Here is a 20,231-nt window from a genome sequence, read left to right as displayed (position 1 = left end):
CCGCCGCTCTCCCGACCCCGCCGCCGCGCTCGGGCTGCCGTTCGCATTCGCCCCGCATTTCGCGCCGGATTACCTGCTGACAGCACTGCAGGTCTACCGGTCGCAATTCCGCCCATCGAAGCAACTGGATCGTCCTTACGCAATGGTCGGCGTCAACGTCTTCGCCGCCGATACCACCGCCGAGGCGGAGTTCCTGTTCACATCGTTGCAGCAGCAGTTCATCAATCTGCGCCGCGGCACGCCGGGTCAGTTGCCCCCGCCCGTGAAACAGATTCCGTGGAGCGACGGAGAACGCGCGGGCGTCGATCATTCACTGGCATGTTCGGTAATCGGCGACCAGCGGGAAGTGGAAGCAGGACTGGCGTCGCTGATTGAACAGACGCAGCCCGACGAACTGATGGTCACCGCGCAAATCTACGATCAGGCTGCGCGGCTGCGCTCGTTCGAAATCACGGCGCAGGCACGCGCCGCATTGTCATCGTAAAGCATCACTTCGGGCTGCGTTCTTTCAGGATGGAACGCGGCGCAGCGAACCCGCGTTCAATACTGGACGGGTATCGTTTTGACAAGCAATAATAAGGTCAGTGACCTCACGACCCGGCGCGCAATGCCCGTTTTTAGTGCCTGACGCGTTGACGAAGGGTCTCGACAACAAGCTGTCGGATTATTGGAAGGGAGAGAGAGAATGGCCAGAAGTCCCGCCACAGGATCCATGACCTTGCTGACGGAGCGTGATGAGGCAACCGGTCAGGAAGTGCGTACGTTGCGTCTCGAGCCGGCTGCGGATGGCAAGGCTGTTCTACTGATTGAAGTCGACGAACGGAAGGCAGGCATTCATCGTGAAGTGCGTTATGAAATCACGCCGGCGGAACTGATTGCTGCAATTCGCGCGCATGGCGCGGAACTGCCAGGCGAGCAACATAATCGCTAAAATGATTTAGGCATACAATAGCGGCATTCGGCGCTATCATTTCCTCGTGGCGCCCGCGGGTGTCGGGACAAATTGTTAAATGCGCGGCTGGGTCGAAGGTGTTTCTGAAACAAGACCAGCCGCCAGTCGTGCACCGATCTGGTCGTGAGCTTTCAGCCGCTGAATCGGCAACTCATCGCTTTGCACCGATCTCAACCACAGTAACCAGTTTGTAGAACCGCATTCGCAGCAACCCATTATTGGTTGTTGCGAGTAAGGCGGCGATTTGCGGTATTACACTAATTGACGCGTGCCATTCAGCGCGCCACGATTTTAGTCAACCCACTTATTCCTCGAGCCGCCCCGGTCCGCGCGGGCAGATGGCTCGCCTTCAAGAAAGTAAAAGCTGAATCAGGACAGCCGTGGACGAAAGAAAGCGAGACAGCATCATTGCCTATTTGCGCAGCCGAATGGCTGAGTTTGGCATTTCCGAAACAGCACTGGCCGAAGCATTGGCCGAAGCGCAGGCTTCTGTTACTCCTCCCCCATTGACGAAGAGTTCGAGCGCCACAAAGCGCGCGCTACCTTCCATGCCTCAAATGCCTGAGAACGCCAACGGCGCTACGCCGGTATTCAGGAATGCAAGCGGCGACACGTGGGACGGAGAAGGTGAAATGCCAGAGTGGCTCAAACGCGCCGTGCATGCCGGGCAAGATATAGAGTTCTACAGGGTTTGAAGTCGCTGACTCAGTCGCTGGATTAGTCGCTTCGGGACTGCGAGCTTCAGGCGTGTCAGGCTGCAACCTGCAGACTGACCAGGGACGGCGTTGCCTTGTCCCGGGTGGAACCATCTACCTTCATTACACCGTCTGAAACGCCCCGAAGGGCGTTTGCAGCGGCTATTGCCAAACGCTCTAGAAGTTGAAGTTATCGATATTCGATGAATCGAACGTCGTTGGCGGTCCGAGTACGACCTCACCGCTCTTGCCTACCGTGCGCTTGCCGAGCTTGCCCGCTTCGAAGCTGTCGCCTTCCTTCCCGGTGATCGTGCCCGACGCGAGGTTGGCTGCCGCGTACGCCGCGAGATAACCGAGTTGACCCGGGTCCCACAACTGGAACGCCGTGACGGTGCCGTTCTTCACGAACGCGCGCATCTGGTTCGGTGTGCCGAGGCCCGTGACCATCACTTTGCCTTTGGCCGGCGACGTCGAGATATAACGCGCCGCTGCCGCGATACCCACAGTGGTCGGCGAAATGATGCCCTTAAGGTTCGGATATGCCTGCAGCAAGCCCTGCGTTTCGACGAACGATTTCTGGTCGTCGTCATTGCCGTAGGCGATCTTCACGAGCTTCAGCTTCGCATACTCAGGCTTCTTCAACTCCTCCTGCATGTACTTGATCCAGGTGTTCTGGTTGGTCGCGTTCGGCGTGGCCGAGAGAATCGCGAACTCGCCCTCGCCGCCTACCAGTTTCGACAGTAGCTGGATCTGTCCACGGCCGATCGCTTCCGAGTTCGCCTGGTTCACGAAGATCTGGCGGCCGTCGGGCGCGGTATCGGAGTCGAACGTCACGACCTTGATGCCTTGCGCCATCGCTTTTTTCAGGTACGGAACGACTGCGTTCGCATCGTTGGCGGCCACCACGATCGCGTTCTGGCGTTGCGTGATCAGCGTGTTGATGTATTGCACCTGCGACGACGCGCCCGCATCCGATGGTCCGACCACCTTGCCCTGCCCGCCCATCTCCTTGATGGCGGCAAGGCCGCCTTCGTCGGCGATCACTTCATAGGGGTTGTTGATCTGCTTCGGCAAGAAGGCGATCTTCAGGTCCTTCTTCAGATCAGCGGCGGCCGCACTGATCGGCACTGTGGCCGCCGCGGAGATCGCGATCAGTGCGGCGCATAGCACCGGACCGCGAAGTGAGTGAAAGGGTTTGAACATGCTTGTGTCTCCTGATGTCGCGCGCCGCTCCGTTTTTTTGGAGTCTTCACGCTGGTTTTAAAAAGCCAACTTTCATCAAAGCGTCTGCGTCATCAGGCGCTTTTCGCGCATGACACGCCAACGTGCAACAAGATTCGGGATCAACACCGACGACAGCAACAGGCCGCCGGTCACAATGGTCAGCGTTTCGCTGGAGACGTCGGACAAAGTCAGCGCATTGCGCAGCACACCAATGATCAGCAACGACAACAGCACGCCGATCATCGATCCTCTTCCGCCGAAAATACTCACGCCGCCGAACAGCACGGCCGCGATCACGGACAACTCGAAGCCTTCGCCATTGTCGCCGCGCGCGCTCGTGAAACGCAGCGTGTAGACAATCCCGGCGAGCGCGCTCATCGCGCCAGAGAGCATGAACAGCTTGATCTTGCTACGGGCTACATCGATGCCGGAGAATTGCGCCGCAACCGGGTTTGCGCCTATCGCGTAGAGGCTGCGGCCGAAAGGCGTGGCCTGCAACAGCACGGTAAAAACGATCGCTCCGATGATCACGAGCACGAAAGGCATCGGCAGGAAAGCGGCAATGGTGTCGATGCCGAACGACGTGTAAGAGGCAGGGAAATCGGCCACGGCCTGATCGCCGAGCAGCACGTACGCAAGCCCGCGAAAGAGCGCCAGCGTGCCGATGGTGACCGCAAGCGAAGGCAGGTTGAAGCGCACGATCACGAGGCCGTTGAAGAGCCCGGCGAGCGTCCCGGCAACCATTACGATGGCAATCACGAGCGGCATCGGCAGGCCCATGTGCCAGAGCACGCCCATCAGTGCGCTCGATGCGCCGAGCACCGACGCCACCGACAAATCGATCTCGGCCGCGACGATGATCAGCGTCATCGGCAAGGCGATCAGCGCGATCTCGGTGAAGTCGGCGAGCATGTTGGAGAGATTGGCGCTCGATAAAAACTCGGGCGACAACACGCGGCCCAGGACCAGCGCGAGCACGAGGACCGCAACGAGCATGGTCTCCCACGAGAGATGGCGCCGCTTGGTCAGCGCGAGTGCAGAATCGGGTTTAGCCATGATCGCGTTTCCTCATCATGCGCCGTGCGACGGAACGCGCCAGCATTGTGTCGAGCGCGATCGCCGCAACGATCAGCGCGCCTTGAATTGCTTGTTGCCAGAACGGCGACACGCGTAGCACCACGAGCGCGATATTGATCACGCCCAGCACGAGCGCGCCGAGGGTCGCGCCCATGATCGTGCCCACGCCGCCCGTGATCGCGACGCTGCCGACGACCGCCGCAGCCACGACCTGCAACTCGATGCCTTTCGCCGTGCTGGCATCGACGGTGCCGAAACGGGCGAGCCACAAAACCCCTGCCAGACCCGCAATCGCGCCCGACAACAGGAAGCCGATCATCACGCGGCGCTCGACCTGGATGCCCGCGAGACGCGCGGCCTCGGGGTTGGAGCCGATCGCGTAATGCTCGCGGCCACCGCGATATTGCTTGAGGTAGATGCCGATCACGACCAGCACCACCACTGCGATCAGCACGAGATTCGGAATGCCCAGCAGCGTGCCCGTGGCGATGCGCGAGAAGGCATCGGGCAGGCTCGTTGCGTTGATCTGGCCGCCGTGGACCCACGCGTAATCGGCACCCCGTACGATGTACAACGTGGACAGCGTCGCGACCAGAGACGGCACGCGCCCAAACGTCACGAGCGTGCCGTTCACCGCGCCGATCAGGAAGCCGATCGCGATCCCTGCAAGCATCGCGAGGATGATGGGCATATGCGGGAACATCACATAAAGCGCGCCGACGGAATATGCGCTCACGCCAACCACCGACGCCACCGACAAATCGATGTGCCGCATCAGCATCACGACCGTCATGCCGGCGGTCAGCAAGCCAATGATCGATACGTTGAGCAATACGTCGCGCAGGTTCTGCAGATTGAGGAACTCGGGTTTGACTGCTGCGGTGGCCGCTATCAACGCAATCAGCACGACAAACAGCGTTGCCTCGCGGCTGCGAACGAGTTCCGCGAGCACATTGCGGCGCTTCGGTTTGGGTGCGTGCACGGCCGGCATCGCGGGAGAATGTCGGGTCATCATGCGGCCTTCCCTAGCGTCGATGGCAAAGCGCCGAGCGCCGCGCTCATCACGCGTTCTTCGTTGGCATCGGCGCGTGGAATGTCGGCGCTGATCCGGCCTTCGTGCATCACCAGGATGCGGTCGGCCATGCCGAGGACTTCCGGCAACTCGCTGGAAATCATCAGGACCGCCATGCCTTCACGGACCAGATCGGCAAGGGTCTTATAGACTTCGGCTTTTGCACCGACGTCGATACCGCGCGTCGGTTCATCGATGATCAGCACTTTAGGGCCTGTGGCAAGCCACTTTCCGAGCACGACCTTTTGTTGATTGCCGCCCGAGAGCGTGCCGACGGGCGCATCCAGATCGCTCGCCTTCAGACGCAAGCGCTTGCCCCAATCGGAGGCGAGATTGGTCTCGCTACGCGCCGAGATCAGCCCGTGCTTGACGAGCCGGCCAAGTACAGTGAGCGACGCATTGCGCGCAATGCTCAGCTCCAGAGCCAGGCCCTGCGCGCGTCGGTCTTCGGGAACAAGCGCGAGTCCCGCGCGAACCGCGGCTTGCGGACGGCCGAGTTGCAGGGTCTTGCCCGCGATCTTTACTTCACCCGCATCTACCGGATCGATACCGAAGATTGCCCGCGCGACTTCGCTGCGCCCCGCGCCGACCAGTCCCGCTAAAGCGACGATCTCGCCCGCGTGGACATCGAAGGAAATGTTCTTGAAGACGCCGTCGCGCGTGAGGCCTCGCACCGAAAGACGAACCTCGCCCGGCGGAACATCGGCTTTAGGATAGAACGTATCGAGATCGCGTCCGACCATCTTGCTCACGATGGAATCGATGGTCATGTCGGTAGTCATCGAGTCGAAAACCTTCATGCCGTCGCGCATGATGGTCAGGCGCTGCGTCAGCGCAAAGACTTCATCGAGCCGATGCGTGATGAACAAGATGGCGGCATCGCGTTCACGCAATGCACGCACGATTGCAAACAGACGCTCGACTTCCGTCAACGACAACGCCGCGGTGGGTTCGTCCATGATGAGCACGTTTGCATTGAGCGACAGCGCCTTGGCGATCTCGACCACTTGCTGGTCAGCGATCGACAAACCGCGCACCAGACGTTCAGCACGCAGATTGACGCCCAGCGATTGCAGCAGTGCATCGACTTCGCGATTCATCTCGTCGTAACGAATCCGTCCGATGCGATCGCGCGGTTGACGCCCCATGTAGATGTTTTCGGCGATCGAAAGGTCCGCGAACAGCGTCGGTTCCTGGTAGATCACGGCAAGGCCTGCGTCGCGTGCTTCAGCGGGATTCGCGAACGTGCGCGCCACGCCGTCGACGAGCAATTCGCCCGAGTCCGGCTGATAAACGCCCGCAAGCAACTTGACCAGCGTCGACTTGCCCGCGCCGTTTTCGCCAAGCAGCGCGTGCACTTCTCCTGGCCATAACGCGAGGCTGCCGTCGCCGAGCGCGCGCACGCGCCCGAACGACTTGCTCGCGTGCCTCAACTCCAGCCGAGGCGTTTGATTCGTGCTCATGCCTGTCTCCTTCAGATGCGATAGATTCGCTCTGCGTTGCTTTTGAAGAGCGCATCTTTTTCTGTATCGCTGAAATGCTTCACGATAGACGCATACGCCTTCCACAGTCCTTCATACGTGGCGAACAACCGGTCCACAGGAAAGTTCGATGCGAACATCGACCGGTCGCAACCGAATGTATCGATTGTCTCGAGCACGTATGGACGAAAGCTTTCCACGGTCCATTCGTGATCGAACATTGCAAGGCCGCTGACTTTTACCGCTACATTCGGGCGTGCTGCCAACGCTTTCATGCCGTCACGCCATTCGGCCTTGCCTTCGGCGGAATCACGATCCACGCACATGCCCGCATGGTTCACGATGAACTGCGTATCGGGATGCTCTTGCGCCAACTGAGCCGCTTCATGCATCTGCGACGGGTAGAGCTGCAGATCGAAGGACAGCGAATACTGCTTCAACAGCGCGAAATTCCTGCGCCATTGCGCATCACGCATGAAGTGCCGGCTTACGTAGTTGTAGAGCGGGTTCGAATGCACGTTCAATATCTGGCGAATGCCGCGCGTGTTCTTGAACGCCGCATGCGCCTCGAGAATTTCATGCGCGTTTTCCGCCGACAGATCCGCGCCCGCCACGATTGCATTGGGCATGCCGTGGCCTTCGTTATCGGCGACTTGCTGCAGCCAGCGCGTCTCTTCAACGGGGTCGTCCGGATCGTGATTCGCGTCCACATGCACGGTCTTCAGCACCTGCACCGAGCCCGTCTCGCTCAAATAATCCTTGATCAGATAGTCATGCTTCAGGTCGCGTGCGTCGCCCACGAACGACCTTCCCGGGCTTGCCAGCCACGGATAGTGATGCGTCTTCAAATCCCAAAGATGAATGTGCGGATCGACAACCTGCATGAATATGTCCTCGTGCCGAAAAGCTGAAAGCGAGCCAAAGCGTATTGACTGTAGATACCGGGCGTAATCAGGGAAGATGGAAAACCGGCACGAGCGCGGCCTGCACCGGCGAGCGGTCGGAATTCGTTTCCATGAGTTCGGCCATGCTGTCCCACCATTTGCGCATCACGGGCAAATCGGGCAGCGCGTCCATGCTGTGATCGGCCGCACGCTTGAGCGTGGCGAAAAGCTGGCCGGTGGGTTCGTCGAGAAAGATCCAGTAGTCGCGCACGCCGGCGTGCCGCAAGGCTTCCACCAGCTCGGGCCAGATCTCGCGATGACGCCGCTCGTATTCATCGCGCATGCCCGGCTTGAGGGTCATCCTGAACGCAATCGTCTCCATTGCGGCTTGCCTTTTATAAGTGTTGAAGCTACGGCGTAGCGTCGTTTGGCTACGACTATAATTCGCCGACTGATAACATGACAATCCGAAGTCAGGATCAGCCGATCGCAAAACCGAATCGCAGGCCGGAGTTCCTCGCGGAGTGCCAATGACCCAGAACGTGTCCCAGATCGCCCTCGTCAATCGCCTCAAATTCAAGCACCTTGCGCTGCTGGTCGCGCTCGATGACGCCCGCAACCTGCATCAGGCGGCCGAAATCATCAACGTCGCACAACCCAGCGCCAGCCGCATGCTGAGCGACATAGAGGAAGCGTTCGGCTTCCTCCTGTTCGAGCGCAATGCGCGCGGCATGCAGCCCACGCCGCTTGGCGTCACCACGCTCGCCTACGCGCGCCGCTCGCTTGCCGACCTCACCCGCTTTGCCGCCGACCTGGAAAGCAAGCGGCGCGGCGGACACGGACAACTCACGGTCGGCGCGATCATGGGCGCCGCGCCCGATGTGCTCGCCATGGCCATTGCGGAACTCAAAAGCGAACGGCCGCTGCTCAATGTCCGCATTCTTGGCGAAACCAGCGACCAGGTCGTGCAACTGCTGCATCGCCGGGAAGTGGATCTTGCGCTCGGCCGCCTCACCACGCCGCTGCAACACAACGACTTCGATTTCGAACCGCTTTCCCGTGAAGCGATGCGTCTGGTCGTGCGCGCCGGCCACCCGCTGGGCAAACAGACGTCGCTTTCACTTGATGCGCTGATCTCATGGCCGTGGATACTGCAGCCAATCACGAGCCCTGCTCGCGCCTTGTTCGAAGAAGAGCTTGCTCGTGCAAAACTTGCATCGCCTTCCAACATAGTTGAATGCGCTTCGATCTTCGCAACGTTGCAGCTTCTCCAAAACAGCGACGCCGTGGCGATGCTGCCTGAATCAGTGGTGCGCGACTATTTGCGCGCGCATCTGCTGGTCGAACTGCCCATTGAAATCGGCAAGAGCCTTTCGGGCTTCGGCCTTCTGCGACGCAAAAACGAAACACTCAGCGAACCCGCCGAATACTGCATTGCATTGCTGCGCAAATACTCGGCGGGTTCATTCACTGAAACTCACTGAAGGTTGACGAACAAACCGCCATCTACCAGTAACGATGCACCCGTCACGTACCGGGCGCGATCGGACGCGAGAAACGTCACGCATTGTGCGACGTCGTCGGGCTGACCCAGACGTCCCAGCGGAATGCGCTTTTCCATGTAGGCGCGCTTTTCGGAATCGGCTAGATCTTCGGCGTTCAGGTCGGTGGCGATCGTGCCGGGCATCACCGAATTGCAGCGAATGCCGTAAGGTCCCAACGCGATCGCGCACGATTGCATCAGCGAATGCACGCCCGCCTTGGTCGGCGTGTAATGCGTCTGCATCGCGCCGCCAACCAGTGCGCTGATTGAGCTCGTCGCGACAATCGCGCCGCCCGTTCCCTGCAACTTCATCTGGTTCGCTACCGCCTGCGTGACATAGAACGCGCCGTTCAGGTTCACGCCGACCGTCGCTTCATACACCGACGCCGGCATGTCCAGGAACGCATGAAACGGGCAGATGCCGGCGTTGCTTGCGAGGACATCCACGTGACCGAATGCATCGACAGCGTGCTTCACCAGTTCGATACCCGTCTCGCGCTCGGCAACATTGCCTTCCACCGCGATCACACGCTGGCCGAGTTGTTCGATCTCGCTGGTGACTTCTTCCACAGCGGATAAACGTCCGTATGAGCGGTCGTTATCGCCCCAGTAATTCAGCACGACGTCCGCGCCTTCCTTCGCGCACGCCACCGCGATCGCGCGGCCAATGCCTCGCGATCCGCCGGTCACGATCACCACTTTGTTCTCGAGCAGCACGATTAACCTCAATAGGCTCAGTGTGTATAAGGACGCGTCAGCGTGCATTCGGGATTGAGCCGCACGCCGAAACCCGGCGTCTCCGGCACCTTCATCCGGCCATTCACGGGCACGGGTTCATCCAGCAGAAGCGGGTTGAACATGGGCACGACTTCATCGGCTTTGGGCGCCATCATCAGGAACTCGGCGAACGGCGAGTTATGTCTTGTGACCACGAAATGATAGCTATATACCGATGAACCATGCGGCACGACAAGCACGTTATGCGCGTCGGCAAGCGCCGAGATCTTGATCAGTTCCGTGATGCCGCCGCACCAGCCTACATCGGGCTGCACGAGATCGGCGCAACCCATTTCAAACAGCATACGGAAACCCCAGCGTGTGGCTTCGTGCTCGCCGGTCGTCACCATCATGCCGCGCGGCACCGAACGGCGCAGTTCGGCGTAACCCCAATAGTCGTCGGGCGGCAGCGCTTCTTCAATCCACTTCAGGCCATACTCTTTCGCTGCATGCGCGAGACGTGTGGCGTAGTTCAGGTCGAGGCTCATCCAGCAATCCAGCATCAGCCAGAAATCGTCGCCCACTTTCGCCCGCATATCGGCAAGCTTGGCAATGTTCTTCAGGAGCCCTTCTTCGCCCTCGGCAGGCCCATGTTGCAATGGCATCTTCCCGCCGATAAACCCCATCCCCTTCGCCAGATCCGGACGTGCGCCCGTTGCATAGAATTGCAGTTCGTCGCGAACGGGTCCGCCCAAGAGGTGAAATACCGGTTCCTTGCGCACCTTCGCAAGCAAATCCCAGAGCGCAAGATCCACCCCTGATATTGCGTTGAGCACGATACCTTTACGCCCGTAATAGAGCGTGGCGAAATACATCTGGTCCCACATCTTCTCGATGTCCGTCACGCGCTGGCCTTCAAGGAATCTCGCCAGATGCTTCTCCACGATGAACGCGCCGATCTCGCCGCCCGTGGTCACTGCAAAGCCGACGGTTCCATCGCTTGCTTCGATCTCGACGACCAGCGAGCCGAGCACGTTCAGGCCAAACGACTGCCGGCTTTGCCTGTACTCGGGATAACGCGCCATTGGCGTGGAGACGTGGTCATCGATCCAGTGATCGGCGCCCTGGTCGTGGTAGTCGGCGCCGCCGCCGCGAACGGTGAACGCGCGGACGTGGCGAATGGTAGGCATGGACATGATCGGACTCCGTTTAAGTTCTGGTGTTCAGGATGCTTTGGCGCGTTCGCCAGGCGTGTAAGCAGATGTCCGCGCGGGTCGCACGAACACGATGATGGCTATCGCGGCGAGCACGGCAACGACGCCGAGAAGCACGAGGCCGGCGCTCGTCGAATCGTAGAAACGCTCGGTGCTCGTACGGATCATCGGCGCGACGAAACCGCCGAGGCCGCCGAGCGAGTTGATCAGCGCAATCGCGCCCGCCGCCGCAGCGCCCGTCAGATAATGCGTCGGAAAGGTCCAGAAGAGCGGCTGCGCGGCAATCAGTCCGCTTGCGGCAAAACACAGGGCGATCAGCGAAATCAGCGGCTGGCCCGCGAGCCCCGAGATCGCGATACCTAATCCCGCCACGACCAGCATGACGACAGCGAGACGCCTGTGCTGTGCGTGACGATCCGCGTAACGCGGCACGATCCACGTGACGAGCACCGCGCACAGCCACGGAATCGCCGTCACGAAGCCGACCTTGGCGCCGACATGCGCGCCCATCAGCGCGGCCACCTGTTGCGGCAGATAAAAGATCACGCCATACACGGACATCTGGATCAGGAAATAAACCGCCGACAAAATCAGCACGCGCGGATCGACAAGCGCGGCAAACACGGAACGCGGACCATGCGCGGATGCGGTCGCCGCGTCCTGGTCGAGTCGCGCGATCAGCAGGCTGCGTTGGTTTGCATCGAGCCAGCGCGCCTTGGACGGATCGTTGTCGAGATACCAGAACGCCCAGATTCCCACGAGCGATGCCAGCACGCCTTCGACCAGAAAGAGCCATTGCCAACCGGCAAATCCGAGCGCGCCGTGAAGGTCGAGCAATGCGCCCGACAGCGGACTGCCGAAGATGAACGCGAGCGGCGCGCCGAAATAAAACACGCCCAACGCCCTTGCACGCGCGGATTGCGGAAACCATCGCGTGAGGTAATAGACGATGCCGGGGAAAAATCCTGCTTCCGCCACGCCGAGCATGAAGCGCAAGACGTAGAACGCCGTGGCCGTATGCGCGAACGCCATTGCCGCCGACACAAGCCCCCATGTCACCATGATCCGGCACATCCAGAGCTTCGCGCCCACGCGATGCAGCAGCAGGTTGCTCGGCACTTCGAAGAGTGCATAACCCACGAAGAACACACCCGCGCCGAATGCGAACGCGGCGTTCGACAAACCCGTATCGTGCTGAAGCGCTTTCTGTGCGAAGCCGATGTTCGCCCGGTCGAGGAACGCGAGCATGTACATCAGCAACAGGAACGGCAGCAGGCGACGCATCACGCGAGCGGTGACGGCGTCCTCCGCATTTGCGAGATCGCTCATGCGTGTCTCCGGATATTGTTATGTCGCGGGCAACGCCCGCGTGAAGCAGAACGCTTTAGTAAGTCGCGCGTCCGCCCGACAGATCGAATACCGACGCCGTGCTGAATGCGCAATCCTCGGAACTGAGCCACAGGATCAGCGACGCCGCTTCTTCCGGCAGAAGGAAGCGGTTCATCGGGATCTTGGAGAGCATGTAGTCGATATGCTGCTGCGACATCGAATCGAAGATCTCGGTCTTGGCAGCGGCCGGCGTCACGGCATTCACGAGAATGCCGCGCGTGGCGAGTTCCTTGCCGAGCGACTTCGTCAGTCCGATAAGACCTGCCTTCGAAGCGCTGTAGTGCGATGCGTTCGGGTTGCCTTCCTTACCGGCCACTGATGCAATGTTCACGATACGCCCATACCCTTCCTTCAGCATATGCGGCACGATTGCGCGGCAGGTGAGATACGGGCCGATCAGGTTCACGTCGATCACGCGGCGCCAGACATCGGGCGCGAGTTCCCATGTCGTGCCGTTGCCGCCCGTGATACCGGCGCAGTTGATCAGCACGTCGATCTTGCGATGCGCTTCCAGCGTCTGCTGAACCGCCTGTTCAACCGATGTTTCCTCGGTCAGTTCGACCACGGCGACGCTCACCTTGCCGCCATTCGACAGTTCGCCACGGGCGCGTTCGAGCCGCTCGGAATCGATGTCCCACAGCGCGACTTCCGCGCCCGAAGCCAGCGCGCGTTGCGCCACCGCATAACCGATACCGCGTGCGCCGCCGGTAATCACAACGGTCCGTCCGGCCAGATCGATCTGGTTCATCGTGTCTCCTTGTGTTGGATGTCTTCTGCTGTTGCAAGCACTATAGGGGCCAAGTCATAGCCGAACAATCCGAGTATTCGATGATGCGATAGCGAAAGCGGATCGCAGCGCGGTGATAGCATTCCTGTCACTACTCGGAAGTCAGGGTAACAACATGCGGAGTGGACATGCCGGAAGTCATCGAACACACGGTGTTTGCCGAGGGGCGGCTTTCAATCGGCTTGACCCTGCCGATGCTGTCATCGGGCAATGCCGTAGCCGACTTCGATGAACAGATCGCGTTGGGCCGCCTCGCAGACGAGCTTGGCTTCGCCGCGCTGTGGGTGCGCGACGTGCCGTTGAACAGCAGCGACTACCCGGACCCGGTCGGGCATCTCGATCCCTGGGTATTGCTTGGCGCGGTAGCGTCGCACACCAAGAACATCGCGCTCGCCAGCGGCGCAATCGTGCTGACGCTGCGGCATCCGCTTCATATCGCGAAGGGTGCGGTATCGGTGAACACACTGAGTAAAGGGCGATTCATCCTGGGCCTTGGCTCCGGCGATCGTCCGCATGAATACGCGGCGTTTGGCATCGATGCGAACGAGCGGCGGGAGGTGTATCGGCGGCACTGGGATACGGTCGCGGCCGCGATTGGCCGCGAACCAAGGGTCATTCCGGACCAGTCGCCGCCGGACGCGCCCGAATTCTTCCTGTTACCAACATCGCCGACACCCGTTCCGATGATCGCCGTCGGTTCAGGCGGCCAGAGCGTCGACTGGATTGCACGCAATGCGATCGGCTGGATGACGTATCACCGAGAGCCGGAAAAGCAGCGCGCGAGGTACAGCATGTGGAGGGCGGCGGTCGATCGCGTCGCGCCGGGCGAGTTTCGGGCGTTCGGCGTGGCGATGGGGCTCGATCTCGCCGCCGATCAAAACGAAGCCGCCGAGCCTCGCTCGCTGGGATACCGGACGGGGAGCAACGATCTCATCAGGATTCTGCGAGAGATGCGCGAGAACGGCACGCATCACGTCACGCTGAACCTGCAGGCATCGAAGCGCCCAACGCGCGAGATTCTTGAAGAACTCGCAGCGGAAGTGCTGCCTGAGTTTCAGATCCGGGCGTCAGGCGGCGGGGATTCGCCGCAGCGGTATCTGGCATCGAAGTAAGGGTGTTCGAACGCTCAGACGTGGAAGAACTGCGCCACCAGCGTCGCGCCCAGGAACGTTCCCGCATTCGCCACAAACGATACCAGCACGATGCGCCATCCCAGCCGGCGAAACGCGGGGATGTCCTTGGCAATCGAGAGGCCTGCAAAGGTCAACATGGGCGTGGTGATGCTGAGAAAATCGTTCTGTGCGCTGTACGCCGATATCTGTGACGCCCACGGGCACCACGGTGACGTCAGGAACATCGCGACAATCGAGACCCAGCAAACCGCCGGGATCTTGCGTCCGCTCACCGTGTAGATGGCGTCGCCAACAATGGTCGCAAGCACCATGATCAACATGCCGGGGAAACCGGAAAACGGCGTGGTGCCGTGCGTGATCCAGTCGCAACCGAGTGCGAACACAGCGGTCACGCCCCACGCAACCAGCTTCCCGCGATAACCCAGTTCGGGCGCGGCGGTTTCGACATCGCCGAGCTTCGGACGCTCGTCTTCGATGACCTTCGATGCATCCGACGCCTTGCTCGTACGCCCGATCAGCGGCTCGAGAATGCGGTATCCCCATACGGCCATCGGCAGCGAAATGAAGAGCGTGAAGTAGGTGCCGACAGTCGTCGTGATCAGGTTGCTCGCGGCGGCAAACGTCAGCACGGCCTTCGCCATTTCGGGCGTCTGCTGTGCGGCGATTGCACCTGATGCGGCGGCCATCATGCTGCCCGACCCAACACCCGAACCCATTGCAAGCGCAAGCGGATGGAAGATGTTCAGGCTTGCGACAAAGCCCGCAAAGATCGCGATGAACACCGCGCCGAAGACCGTCCCCGTCAGATACTCGGCAAGCACGCCGCGTCCTTCCGGCGAGTCCATGCCGTACTTCTCGCCGATGATCGCAAGACTCGGTTCGCGCCCCACGGAAAAGGTCGCGCCGATCGCCTCGCGCTTGATACCGAGCAGCAACGCAAGCGGCAAACCGAGCAGGATGGTCCCGACAAAATGCCCGAGCTCCTGGAACGCCAGTGCCCACCCCGACGCGGCGAGCTTGGGCAACGCACCGCCCACCAGCAATCCCAGCTTGGCTACAAACAAGAGAAGCGCAGGCTGCAATACGGCCGCAGCGAGGAACTGCGTCTTGACGTCGAGCCGCGCGGCGCCGCTCCATCGGCCACTTGCCAGACCTAGAGCGGCGCCGAGAAGAAGCGCCCAGATCATAGGGAGCAGAACGACTTTTCCCGGCCCGACCTTGAACGTGAACGAGCCGATGAATTCGGCAATGAGCAGGATGACTGCTGCATAAAAGAAGAGCTTCGCGCTCCTCAAGCCATCACTGCCCCGTTGTTGCGCAGCCACCGTGCTTGCCATTGTTTTTCTCCTTTATGTCCTCTTGTCTTCCCGCTTCGGTCCAACGCGGGAAGGCATGTTGCCTTATAAAAAACTTCAAAGATAGCCGAATGCAGTTGCCGGTTCTTTAGCCGTTTCAACCCACACGCTCTTGGTCTGCGTGTACTCGTACAACGCTTCCACCCCGCTCGAACGTCCGTATCCACTCATACCATAGCCACCGAACGGAGACGCGACATTAATGGTTTTATAGCCATTGATCCAGAAGGTTCCGGCATTGACCTGACCCGCCACGCGATGAGCACGGCCCACGTCGTTGGTCCACACCGCACCGGCAAGGCCAAACTCGGTATCGTTCGCAATGGCAAGCGCCTCTTCTTCGGTATCGAATGGAATGGCGGCCACCACCGGTCCGAAAATCTCCGTGCGCGCCACATCCATTTCGTTCGTTACGTTCGACAGCACCGTCGGCGAGACGAAGTAGCCGCCATCGGATCGCTCAGCCGATCCCGCTGCGAGCGTTGCGCCTGCCTCGACGCCGCTTGCGATCATCTTCATCACATGGTTGTACTGCGTGATGTTATTGATCGGGCCGACTTCGGTGGCGTCATCGAGCGGAAGACCGACCTTGATCTTGCGCGCGCCCGCTGCCACCATGCCGACGAACTCGTCATAGACCGAACGCTGGACCAGCAGACGCGATCCCGCCACGCAACTCTGGCCGGCTCCGGCGAAGATCGCGGCTTGCGCGGTCAGCGCGGCGTGCTTCAGGTTGGCATCGGCGAAGATGATGTTGGCCGACTTGCCGCCGAGTTCCAGCACGCAGGGCAGCACCCGTTTGGCCGCCGCTTCTGCAATGCGCACGCCGGTCGCGGGCGAACCGACGAACACGACTTTCTTCACTGCCTTGTGCGCAATTGCAGCTTGCGCAACGGTGTGTCCAAGACCTGCGAGAACGTTGATCAAGCCCTTGGGCGCACCCGCCTTTTCCGCGAGCATGGCAACGACGAGCGACGTAAAAGGTGTCATCTCCGACGGCTTCAGCAACACCGCATTACCCATGCAGATAGCCGGTGCAAGTTGCCATCCGCATGTGAAGACCGGTGCGTTCCAGGGCGTGATCTGCAAGACGGTGCCCGCCGGTTCGCGCCGCGTGTAGTTCAGATGCGATGTCGGAACGGGGATCACGTCGCCGTAGAACTTGTCGGCCCAGCCGCCGTAGTACTCGAACATTTCCGCGACCTTGGCGACTTCGCCACGGCAATCGCGAATAGGCTTGCCAGAGCCCATCGATTCAAGGCGCGCGAGGTTTTCGGTATCGCGCCGCAACTCGCGCGCAATGTCGAACATCACGCGCCCGCGTGCGGCGTGCGTCATCGCCCACCATTGTTTCTGCGCGCGTTGTGCAGCATCCGCGGCGATATCGACGATGGCCGCGCCGCCATCCTTGTACGAAAGGCTCGGCTTGCCGGTGGCGGCATCGTAGAGCTGGATCAGTTCGCCCGTTCCTTCTATGAGTTCACCGCCAACATACGATCCGATCGTCTTTGCATTCGGGAAGAAATGTGCGAAGGCGGCCAACAGGTTTTCTGCTGCGTTGTCATCCATTTTGATTCTCCGGAATTCGCTTACTTTGGTTCGATGAATTGCACGATGCGATTGAAGTCCTCCGCATCGCCGATGGTCTTTTCGCTTTCCGCCCACAAGCGCCCTGCTTCCGTGGCGACCGGTGCATCGATGTCCTGTGCGCGCAGCAAGTCCATCGCGAGGCGCACGTCCTTGCGCATGAGTTTCATGGTGAAACCGGAATCGAACGTGTCGGTGAAGATCCACGTGGGATAGTTCGTGAGCGTCGCGCTGTTGCGGCCCGAACCGCCGTTGAGCGCTTCGACCAGCTTCTCCGGATCCACGCCGGCGGCCTTTGCCGCGCGCACCGCTTCACTCGTTGCGAGCAGATGCACGCCCGTCAGCAAGTTGTTGATGATCTTCGTGACGTGCCCCGCGCCGACCGGGCCGACATGCACGCGCTTCGCGCTCATCACGGCGAGGATCGGTTCGACCGCCGCGACGTCCTGTTCCGAACCGCCGAGAACCATGGTCATGGTCGCGGTTGCCGCGCCTTTCGGACCGCCGCTCACGGGAGCATCGACGAAACCGATCTTCAGCTCCGCCAACGCAGCCGCGACCTTGCGCGTGCTGTTCGGCTCGGCAGTAGTTGTATCGACAACGATGAGCCCCGCCTTTCCGTGCGCGGCAATTCCGCCTTCACCGAGTACGACCGCTTCCACGATCGCCGATGTCGGCAGCGACAAGACCAGCACATCCGCGTCCCGCGTGATGTCGGCAATGGACGCACGCGGCGAGACGCCCTCGGCTTCGAGCGCGGCCGCGACACCGGGCGCCGCATCGAATCCAAGCACGGCATAACCGCCGCGCTTGAGCGAAAGCGCCATGCCGCGCCCCATGTTCCCCAATCCCACCACACCAACCGTCTGCATAAATCCCCTCCATCGCGAATACGCCCCGGCCGGAGAGAAAAGGTCTGTCCGTCGTCGAGCGTGTTTGGAAGGCTTATCTTCGGTCGGCAAGACCCTATAATCAATCAGCGCCAATATTGATATCGTTCTGATTTTTAGAACACTCACCCTCGAAGCGCGCGCTGGAAAACCACGCCATGGCCGACAACCTGACCGAAAGCAGAATCGTCTATTTTTTCGAGGCGGTCCGATGCGGCACGATCCGCGCCGCCGCCGACTGGCTCGACGTAGCGCCTTCGGCCGTGAGCCGGCAAATCGGCTTGCTGGAGACGGAACTGGACGCGGCATTGCTCGAGCGGCACGCACGCGGCGTGCGGCCCACGGAGGCCGGCCAGATCCTGATCGAATACTTCCGCGAGCAACTCGCGCACAAGGACGACCTGATCTCGCGTCTGCAGGAATTGCGCGGGTTGAGAACAGGAACGGTCGGTGTCGTGCTCGGAGAAGGTTTTGTTTCCGACGTCCTGGCCGGACCCATGCAGCATTTCTGCAGGCTTTACCCCGGGATCAAGATCAACCTCGATCTCGGCAGCACGAACGACGTCATGCGCAGAATCTCCGAAGACGAAGGCGAGATCGGACTGGTTTATAACCCGCCGGGCGAACCCAAGATCGTGTCGCGCGCGATCAAGCAGCAACCGATGATGGCCATCGTCAATCCGAAGTTCATTCGTTCCAGCAAGCAGAAAACCATGAGCGTCAAAGAGCTGGCGGGTTATCCGTTGGCGGCAACACATGCGACCTACGGCACGCGGCAGATGCTCCAGGCCGTTGAATTCGCGGAAAAGGTCAGGCTCGATCCCGTTGTCACGACCAACTCCATCAACATCCTCAAGCAGTTCGCAAAATCAAACCTGGGTCTCGCTGTCCTGCCTGCGTTCGCCGTGACGACCGAACTGGCAGCGGGCGAACTGCTAGCCATTGAAATCGATCATCCAATACTGAAGCAGGCCGAAGCGCACCTGGTCACGCGTGCAGGAAGGAAGTTGTCGGTGGCATCGAACAAGATGCTCCAACTGATGTCCTCGCAAATGAGAGCGTTTCGTTAAGCGAAGGTCGCGGTTGTTGATCAATCTAAAATGAGTATCCAGGGCACCGAGCTTAGTTCTTATGTCCTTCATTAACTCAGTCAAAACGATTCAACATGGTCACCAAGCTCGACACTACAAAGACCAACGCAATGCTTCGAAGATGCAGCACGATGTGCGGCATCTTCATTGCGACGATGCTTCTATTGCAGCCATATGGCGCCCTCGCCGCGGATCCCAACGCTAATTCGAACAGCGCGCCAACGCTCAAGGGAAAGCGGATCGGCATCAGCGTGGCCGGCACGGAACACTACTGGGACTTGAAGGCGTACCAGGGACAAATCGATGAAGTGAAACGGCTTGGCGGCACGCCCATTCCCATGGACGCGGGCCGCGAAGACAGCAGGCAAGTCGAGCAGTTGCAGGCGCTGACCGGGCAGAAGCCTGATGCGATCATCGAACAGCTTGGTTCGGCCGCGCTGCTCGAACCGTACCTCAAGAAGATTCGCGAGGCAGGCATTCCGCTTTTCACCGTCGATACCGCCAGTCCGTCGAGCATCAACGTCACGACATCGGATAACTTTTATATTGGCGAGCAACTGGCGTTGAAGCTCGCCAACGATCTTCGCGGTGAAGGAAAGATCATGGTGTTCAACGGCTTCTATAACACGCCGGTCGATGCCATCCGCTACGAGATGCTGCGCGCTGTGCTGAGGTGGTATCCGAAAATCACGATCATCGAGCCCGAGTTGCACGAAGTCATTCCGAATACGGTGGAAAACGCACGTCAGCAGGTTGCGAGGCTGCTTGAAAAGTACCCGAAGGGAACCGTGCAGGCGATCTGGGCCGCATGGGACGGGCCGCAAGTAGGCGCCACGCAAGCAGTGGATGCAGCGCACCGCAGTGAGATCCGGACCTATGGCGTGGATGGAAGTCCCGAAGCAGTCGCGCTCGTGAAGGACGCGCGTTCAAGCGCAGCGGCCGTGGTCGCACAACAGCCTTACTTGATCGGCAAGACGGCTGTCGACAACGTCGCACGGTATCTTGCGGGCGATCGCACGATACCGCCCGCGACATACGTGCCTTCGATTCTCGTCAGCAAGGAGAACGCGGCGCAAGCGCAGAAGATGCTGGGGCAGGACAAGGCGAAGTGAGCAATGCAACCCGTTCCAGCGAACGTTG

The 20,231-nt window shown here is 60.3% G+C and carries 19 protein-coding genes and 1 pseudogene; 7 read left to right on the top strand and 13 right to left on the bottom strand.

All coding sequences use genetic code 11. The features are described from left to right. The 3 genes and pseudogenes from ACRXB1_RS04070 to ACRXB1_RS04060 all read left to right on the top strand — a co-directional run. A pseudogene (locus ACRXB1_RS04070) lies at positions 1 to 484 on the top strand (LLM class flavin-dependent oxidoreductase); the annotation flags it as partial. Between the two features lie 201 nt (positions 485 to 685). Further along, positions 686 to 931 carry a hypothetical protein gene (locus ACRXB1_RS04065; RefSeq protein ID WP_062003194.1) on the top strand — a complete coding sequence of 82 codons (246 nt, stop codon included), beginning with the start codon at positions 686 to 688 and terminating at the stop codon, positions 929 to 931. Between the two features lie 401 nt (positions 932 to 1,332). Beyond that, positions 1,333 to 1,647, top strand: a complete 315-nt coding sequence (locus ACRXB1_RS04060) for an H-NS family nucleoid-associated regulatory protein (RefSeq protein WP_056364829.1) — start codon at positions 1,333 to 1,335, stop codon at positions 1,645 to 1,647. A 177-nt stretch (positions 1,648 to 1,824) separates the two neighbouring features. Here the strand turns inward: ACRXB1_RS04060 and rhaS are convergent, their stop codons facing one another. The 6 genes from rhaS to rhaM all read right to left on the bottom strand — a co-directional run bounded on the left by rhaS (position 1,825) and on the right by rhaM (position 7,767). Further along, positions 1,825 to 2,850, bottom strand: coding sequence for a rhamnose ABC transporter substrate-binding protein (gene rhaS, locus ACRXB1_RS04055; protein WP_062003195.1), 1,026 nt, complete (start codon positions 2,848 to 2,850; stop codon positions 1,825 to 1,827). 75 nt (positions 2,851 to 2,925) lie between these two features. Beyond that, a complete protein-coding gene (locus ACRXB1_RS04050; protein ID WP_449491184.1) occupies positions 2,926 to 3,927 on the bottom strand; it encodes an ABC transporter permease in 1,002 nt (333 codons plus the stop codon). After that, on the bottom strand, positions 3,920 to 4,960 hold the full coding sequence (locus ACRXB1_RS04045) for an ABC transporter permease (protein WP_062003714.1): 1,041 nt from the start codon (positions 4,958 to 4,960) through the stop codon (positions 3,920 to 3,922). Before ACRXB1_RS04045 ends, ACRXB1_RS04050 begins: the two co-directional genes overlap by 8 nt. Then, the gene (locus ACRXB1_RS04040; protein WP_062171313.1) at positions 4,960 to 6,483 is read right to left on the bottom strand and encodes a sugar ABC transporter ATP-binding protein; all 1,524 of its coding nucleotides are present in this window, start codon (positions 6,481 to 6,483) and stop codon (positions 4,960 to 4,962) included. The genes ACRXB1_RS04045 and ACRXB1_RS04040 overlap by 1 nt, the downstream gene beginning before the upstream one ends. Before the next feature lie 11 nt (positions 6,484 to 6,494). After that, complete coding sequence (locus ACRXB1_RS04035) at positions 6,495 to 7,385, bottom strand: amidohydrolase family protein (protein WP_062171315.1); 891 nt, start codon at positions 7,383 to 7,385, stop codon at positions 6,495 to 6,497. A 67-nt stretch (positions 7,386 to 7,452) separates the two neighbouring features. Continuing rightward, positions 7,453 to 7,767 carry an L-rhamnose mutarotase gene (gene rhaM, locus ACRXB1_RS04030; RefSeq protein ID WP_062171317.1) on the bottom strand — a complete coding sequence of 105 codons (315 nt, stop codon included), beginning with the start codon at positions 7,765 to 7,767 and terminating at the stop codon, positions 7,453 to 7,455. 148 nt (positions 7,768 to 7,915) lie between these two features. On the opposite strand from rhaM, the gene ACRXB1_RS04025 reads away from it, so the two are divergent. Then, on the top strand, positions 7,916 to 8,869 hold the full coding sequence (locus ACRXB1_RS04025) for a LysR family transcriptional regulator (RefSeq protein WP_174365280.1): 954 nt from the start codon (positions 7,916 to 7,918) through the stop codon (positions 8,867 to 8,869). Here ACRXB1_RS04025 and ACRXB1_RS04020 read toward each other — a convergent pair. Genes ACRXB1_RS04020 through ACRXB1_RS04005 form a run of 4 tightly spaced genes read right to left on the bottom strand, consistent with a single transcriptional unit; the run spans position 8,863 to position 12,996 of the window. Further along, positions 8,863 to 9,645, bottom strand: a complete 783-nt coding sequence (locus tag ACRXB1_RS04020; protein WP_449491183.1) for an SDR family NAD(P)-dependent oxidoreductase — start codon at positions 9,643 to 9,645, stop codon at positions 8,863 to 8,865. The genes ACRXB1_RS04025 and ACRXB1_RS04020 overlap by 7 nt on opposite strands. 17 nt (positions 9,646 to 9,662) lie before the next feature. Beyond that, positions 9,663 to 10,841, bottom strand: coding sequence for an L-rhamnonate dehydratase (gene rhmD, locus ACRXB1_RS04015; protein ID WP_062171323.1), 1,179 nt, complete (start codon positions 10,839 to 10,841; stop codon positions 9,663 to 9,665). 27 nt (positions 10,842 to 10,868) lie between these two features. Continuing rightward, positions 10,869 to 12,188, bottom strand: coding sequence for an MFS transporter (locus ACRXB1_RS04010; protein ID WP_449491182.1), 1,320 nt, complete (start codon positions 12,186 to 12,188; stop codon positions 10,869 to 10,871). A gap of 55 nt (positions 12,189 to 12,243) precedes the next feature. Beyond that, positions 12,244 to 12,996 carry an SDR family NAD(P)-dependent oxidoreductase gene (locus tag ACRXB1_RS04005; protein ID WP_062003204.1) on the bottom strand — a complete coding sequence of 251 codons (753 nt, stop codon included), beginning with the start codon at positions 12,994 to 12,996 and terminating at the stop codon, positions 12,244 to 12,246. Positions 12,997 to 13,163: 167 nt separating this feature from the next. On the opposite strand from ACRXB1_RS04005, the gene ACRXB1_RS04000 reads away from it, so the two are divergent. Further along, entirely contained in the window at positions 13,164 to 14,147 is a 984-nt protein-coding gene (locus ACRXB1_RS04000) for an LLM class oxidoreductase (protein ID WP_449491181.1), read from the top strand. Between the two features lie 14 nt (positions 14,148 to 14,161). Here ACRXB1_RS04000 and ACRXB1_RS03995 read toward each other — a convergent pair whose 3' ends face one another. From ACRXB1_RS03995 to ACRXB1_RS03985, 3 genes are all read right to left on the bottom strand, one after another. Then, a complete protein-coding gene (locus tag ACRXB1_RS03995; protein ID WP_062003206.1) occupies positions 14,162 to 15,505 on the bottom strand; it encodes a DUF3100 domain-containing protein in 1,344 nt (447 codons plus the stop codon). 75 nt (positions 15,506 to 15,580) lie between these two features. Next, the gene (locus tag ACRXB1_RS03990; RefSeq protein WP_062171333.1) at positions 15,581 to 17,092 is read right to left on the bottom strand and encodes an aldehyde dehydrogenase family protein; all 1,512 of its coding nucleotides are present in this window, start codon (positions 17,090 to 17,092) and stop codon (positions 15,581 to 15,583) included. A gap of 20 nt (positions 17,093 to 17,112) precedes the next feature. After that, complete coding sequence (locus ACRXB1_RS03985; protein WP_449491180.1) at positions 17,113 to 17,982, bottom strand: NAD(P)-dependent oxidoreductase; 870 nt, start codon at positions 17,980 to 17,982, stop codon at positions 17,113 to 17,115. A 176-nt stretch (positions 17,983 to 18,158) separates the two neighbouring features. On the opposite strand from ACRXB1_RS03985, the gene ACRXB1_RS03980 reads away from it, so the two are divergent. Continuing rightward, positions 18,159 to 19,070, top strand: a complete 912-nt coding sequence (locus ACRXB1_RS03980; protein WP_174363744.1) for a LysR family transcriptional regulator — start codon at positions 18,159 to 18,161, stop codon at positions 19,068 to 19,070. 176 nt (positions 19,071 to 19,246) lie between these two features. Then, positions 19,247 to 20,203, top strand: coding sequence for a sugar ABC transporter substrate-binding protein (locus ACRXB1_RS03975; protein ID WP_375508773.1), 957 nt, complete (start codon positions 19,247 to 19,249; stop codon positions 20,201 to 20,203). Positions 20,204 to 20,231: the final 28 nt, after the last annotated feature.

Source organism: Caballeronia sp. M23-90 (assembly GCF_053574605.1).
The sequence above is the reverse complement of the archived record's forward strand: the minus strand, read 5'-3'. Positions and strand labels throughout refer to the sequence as shown.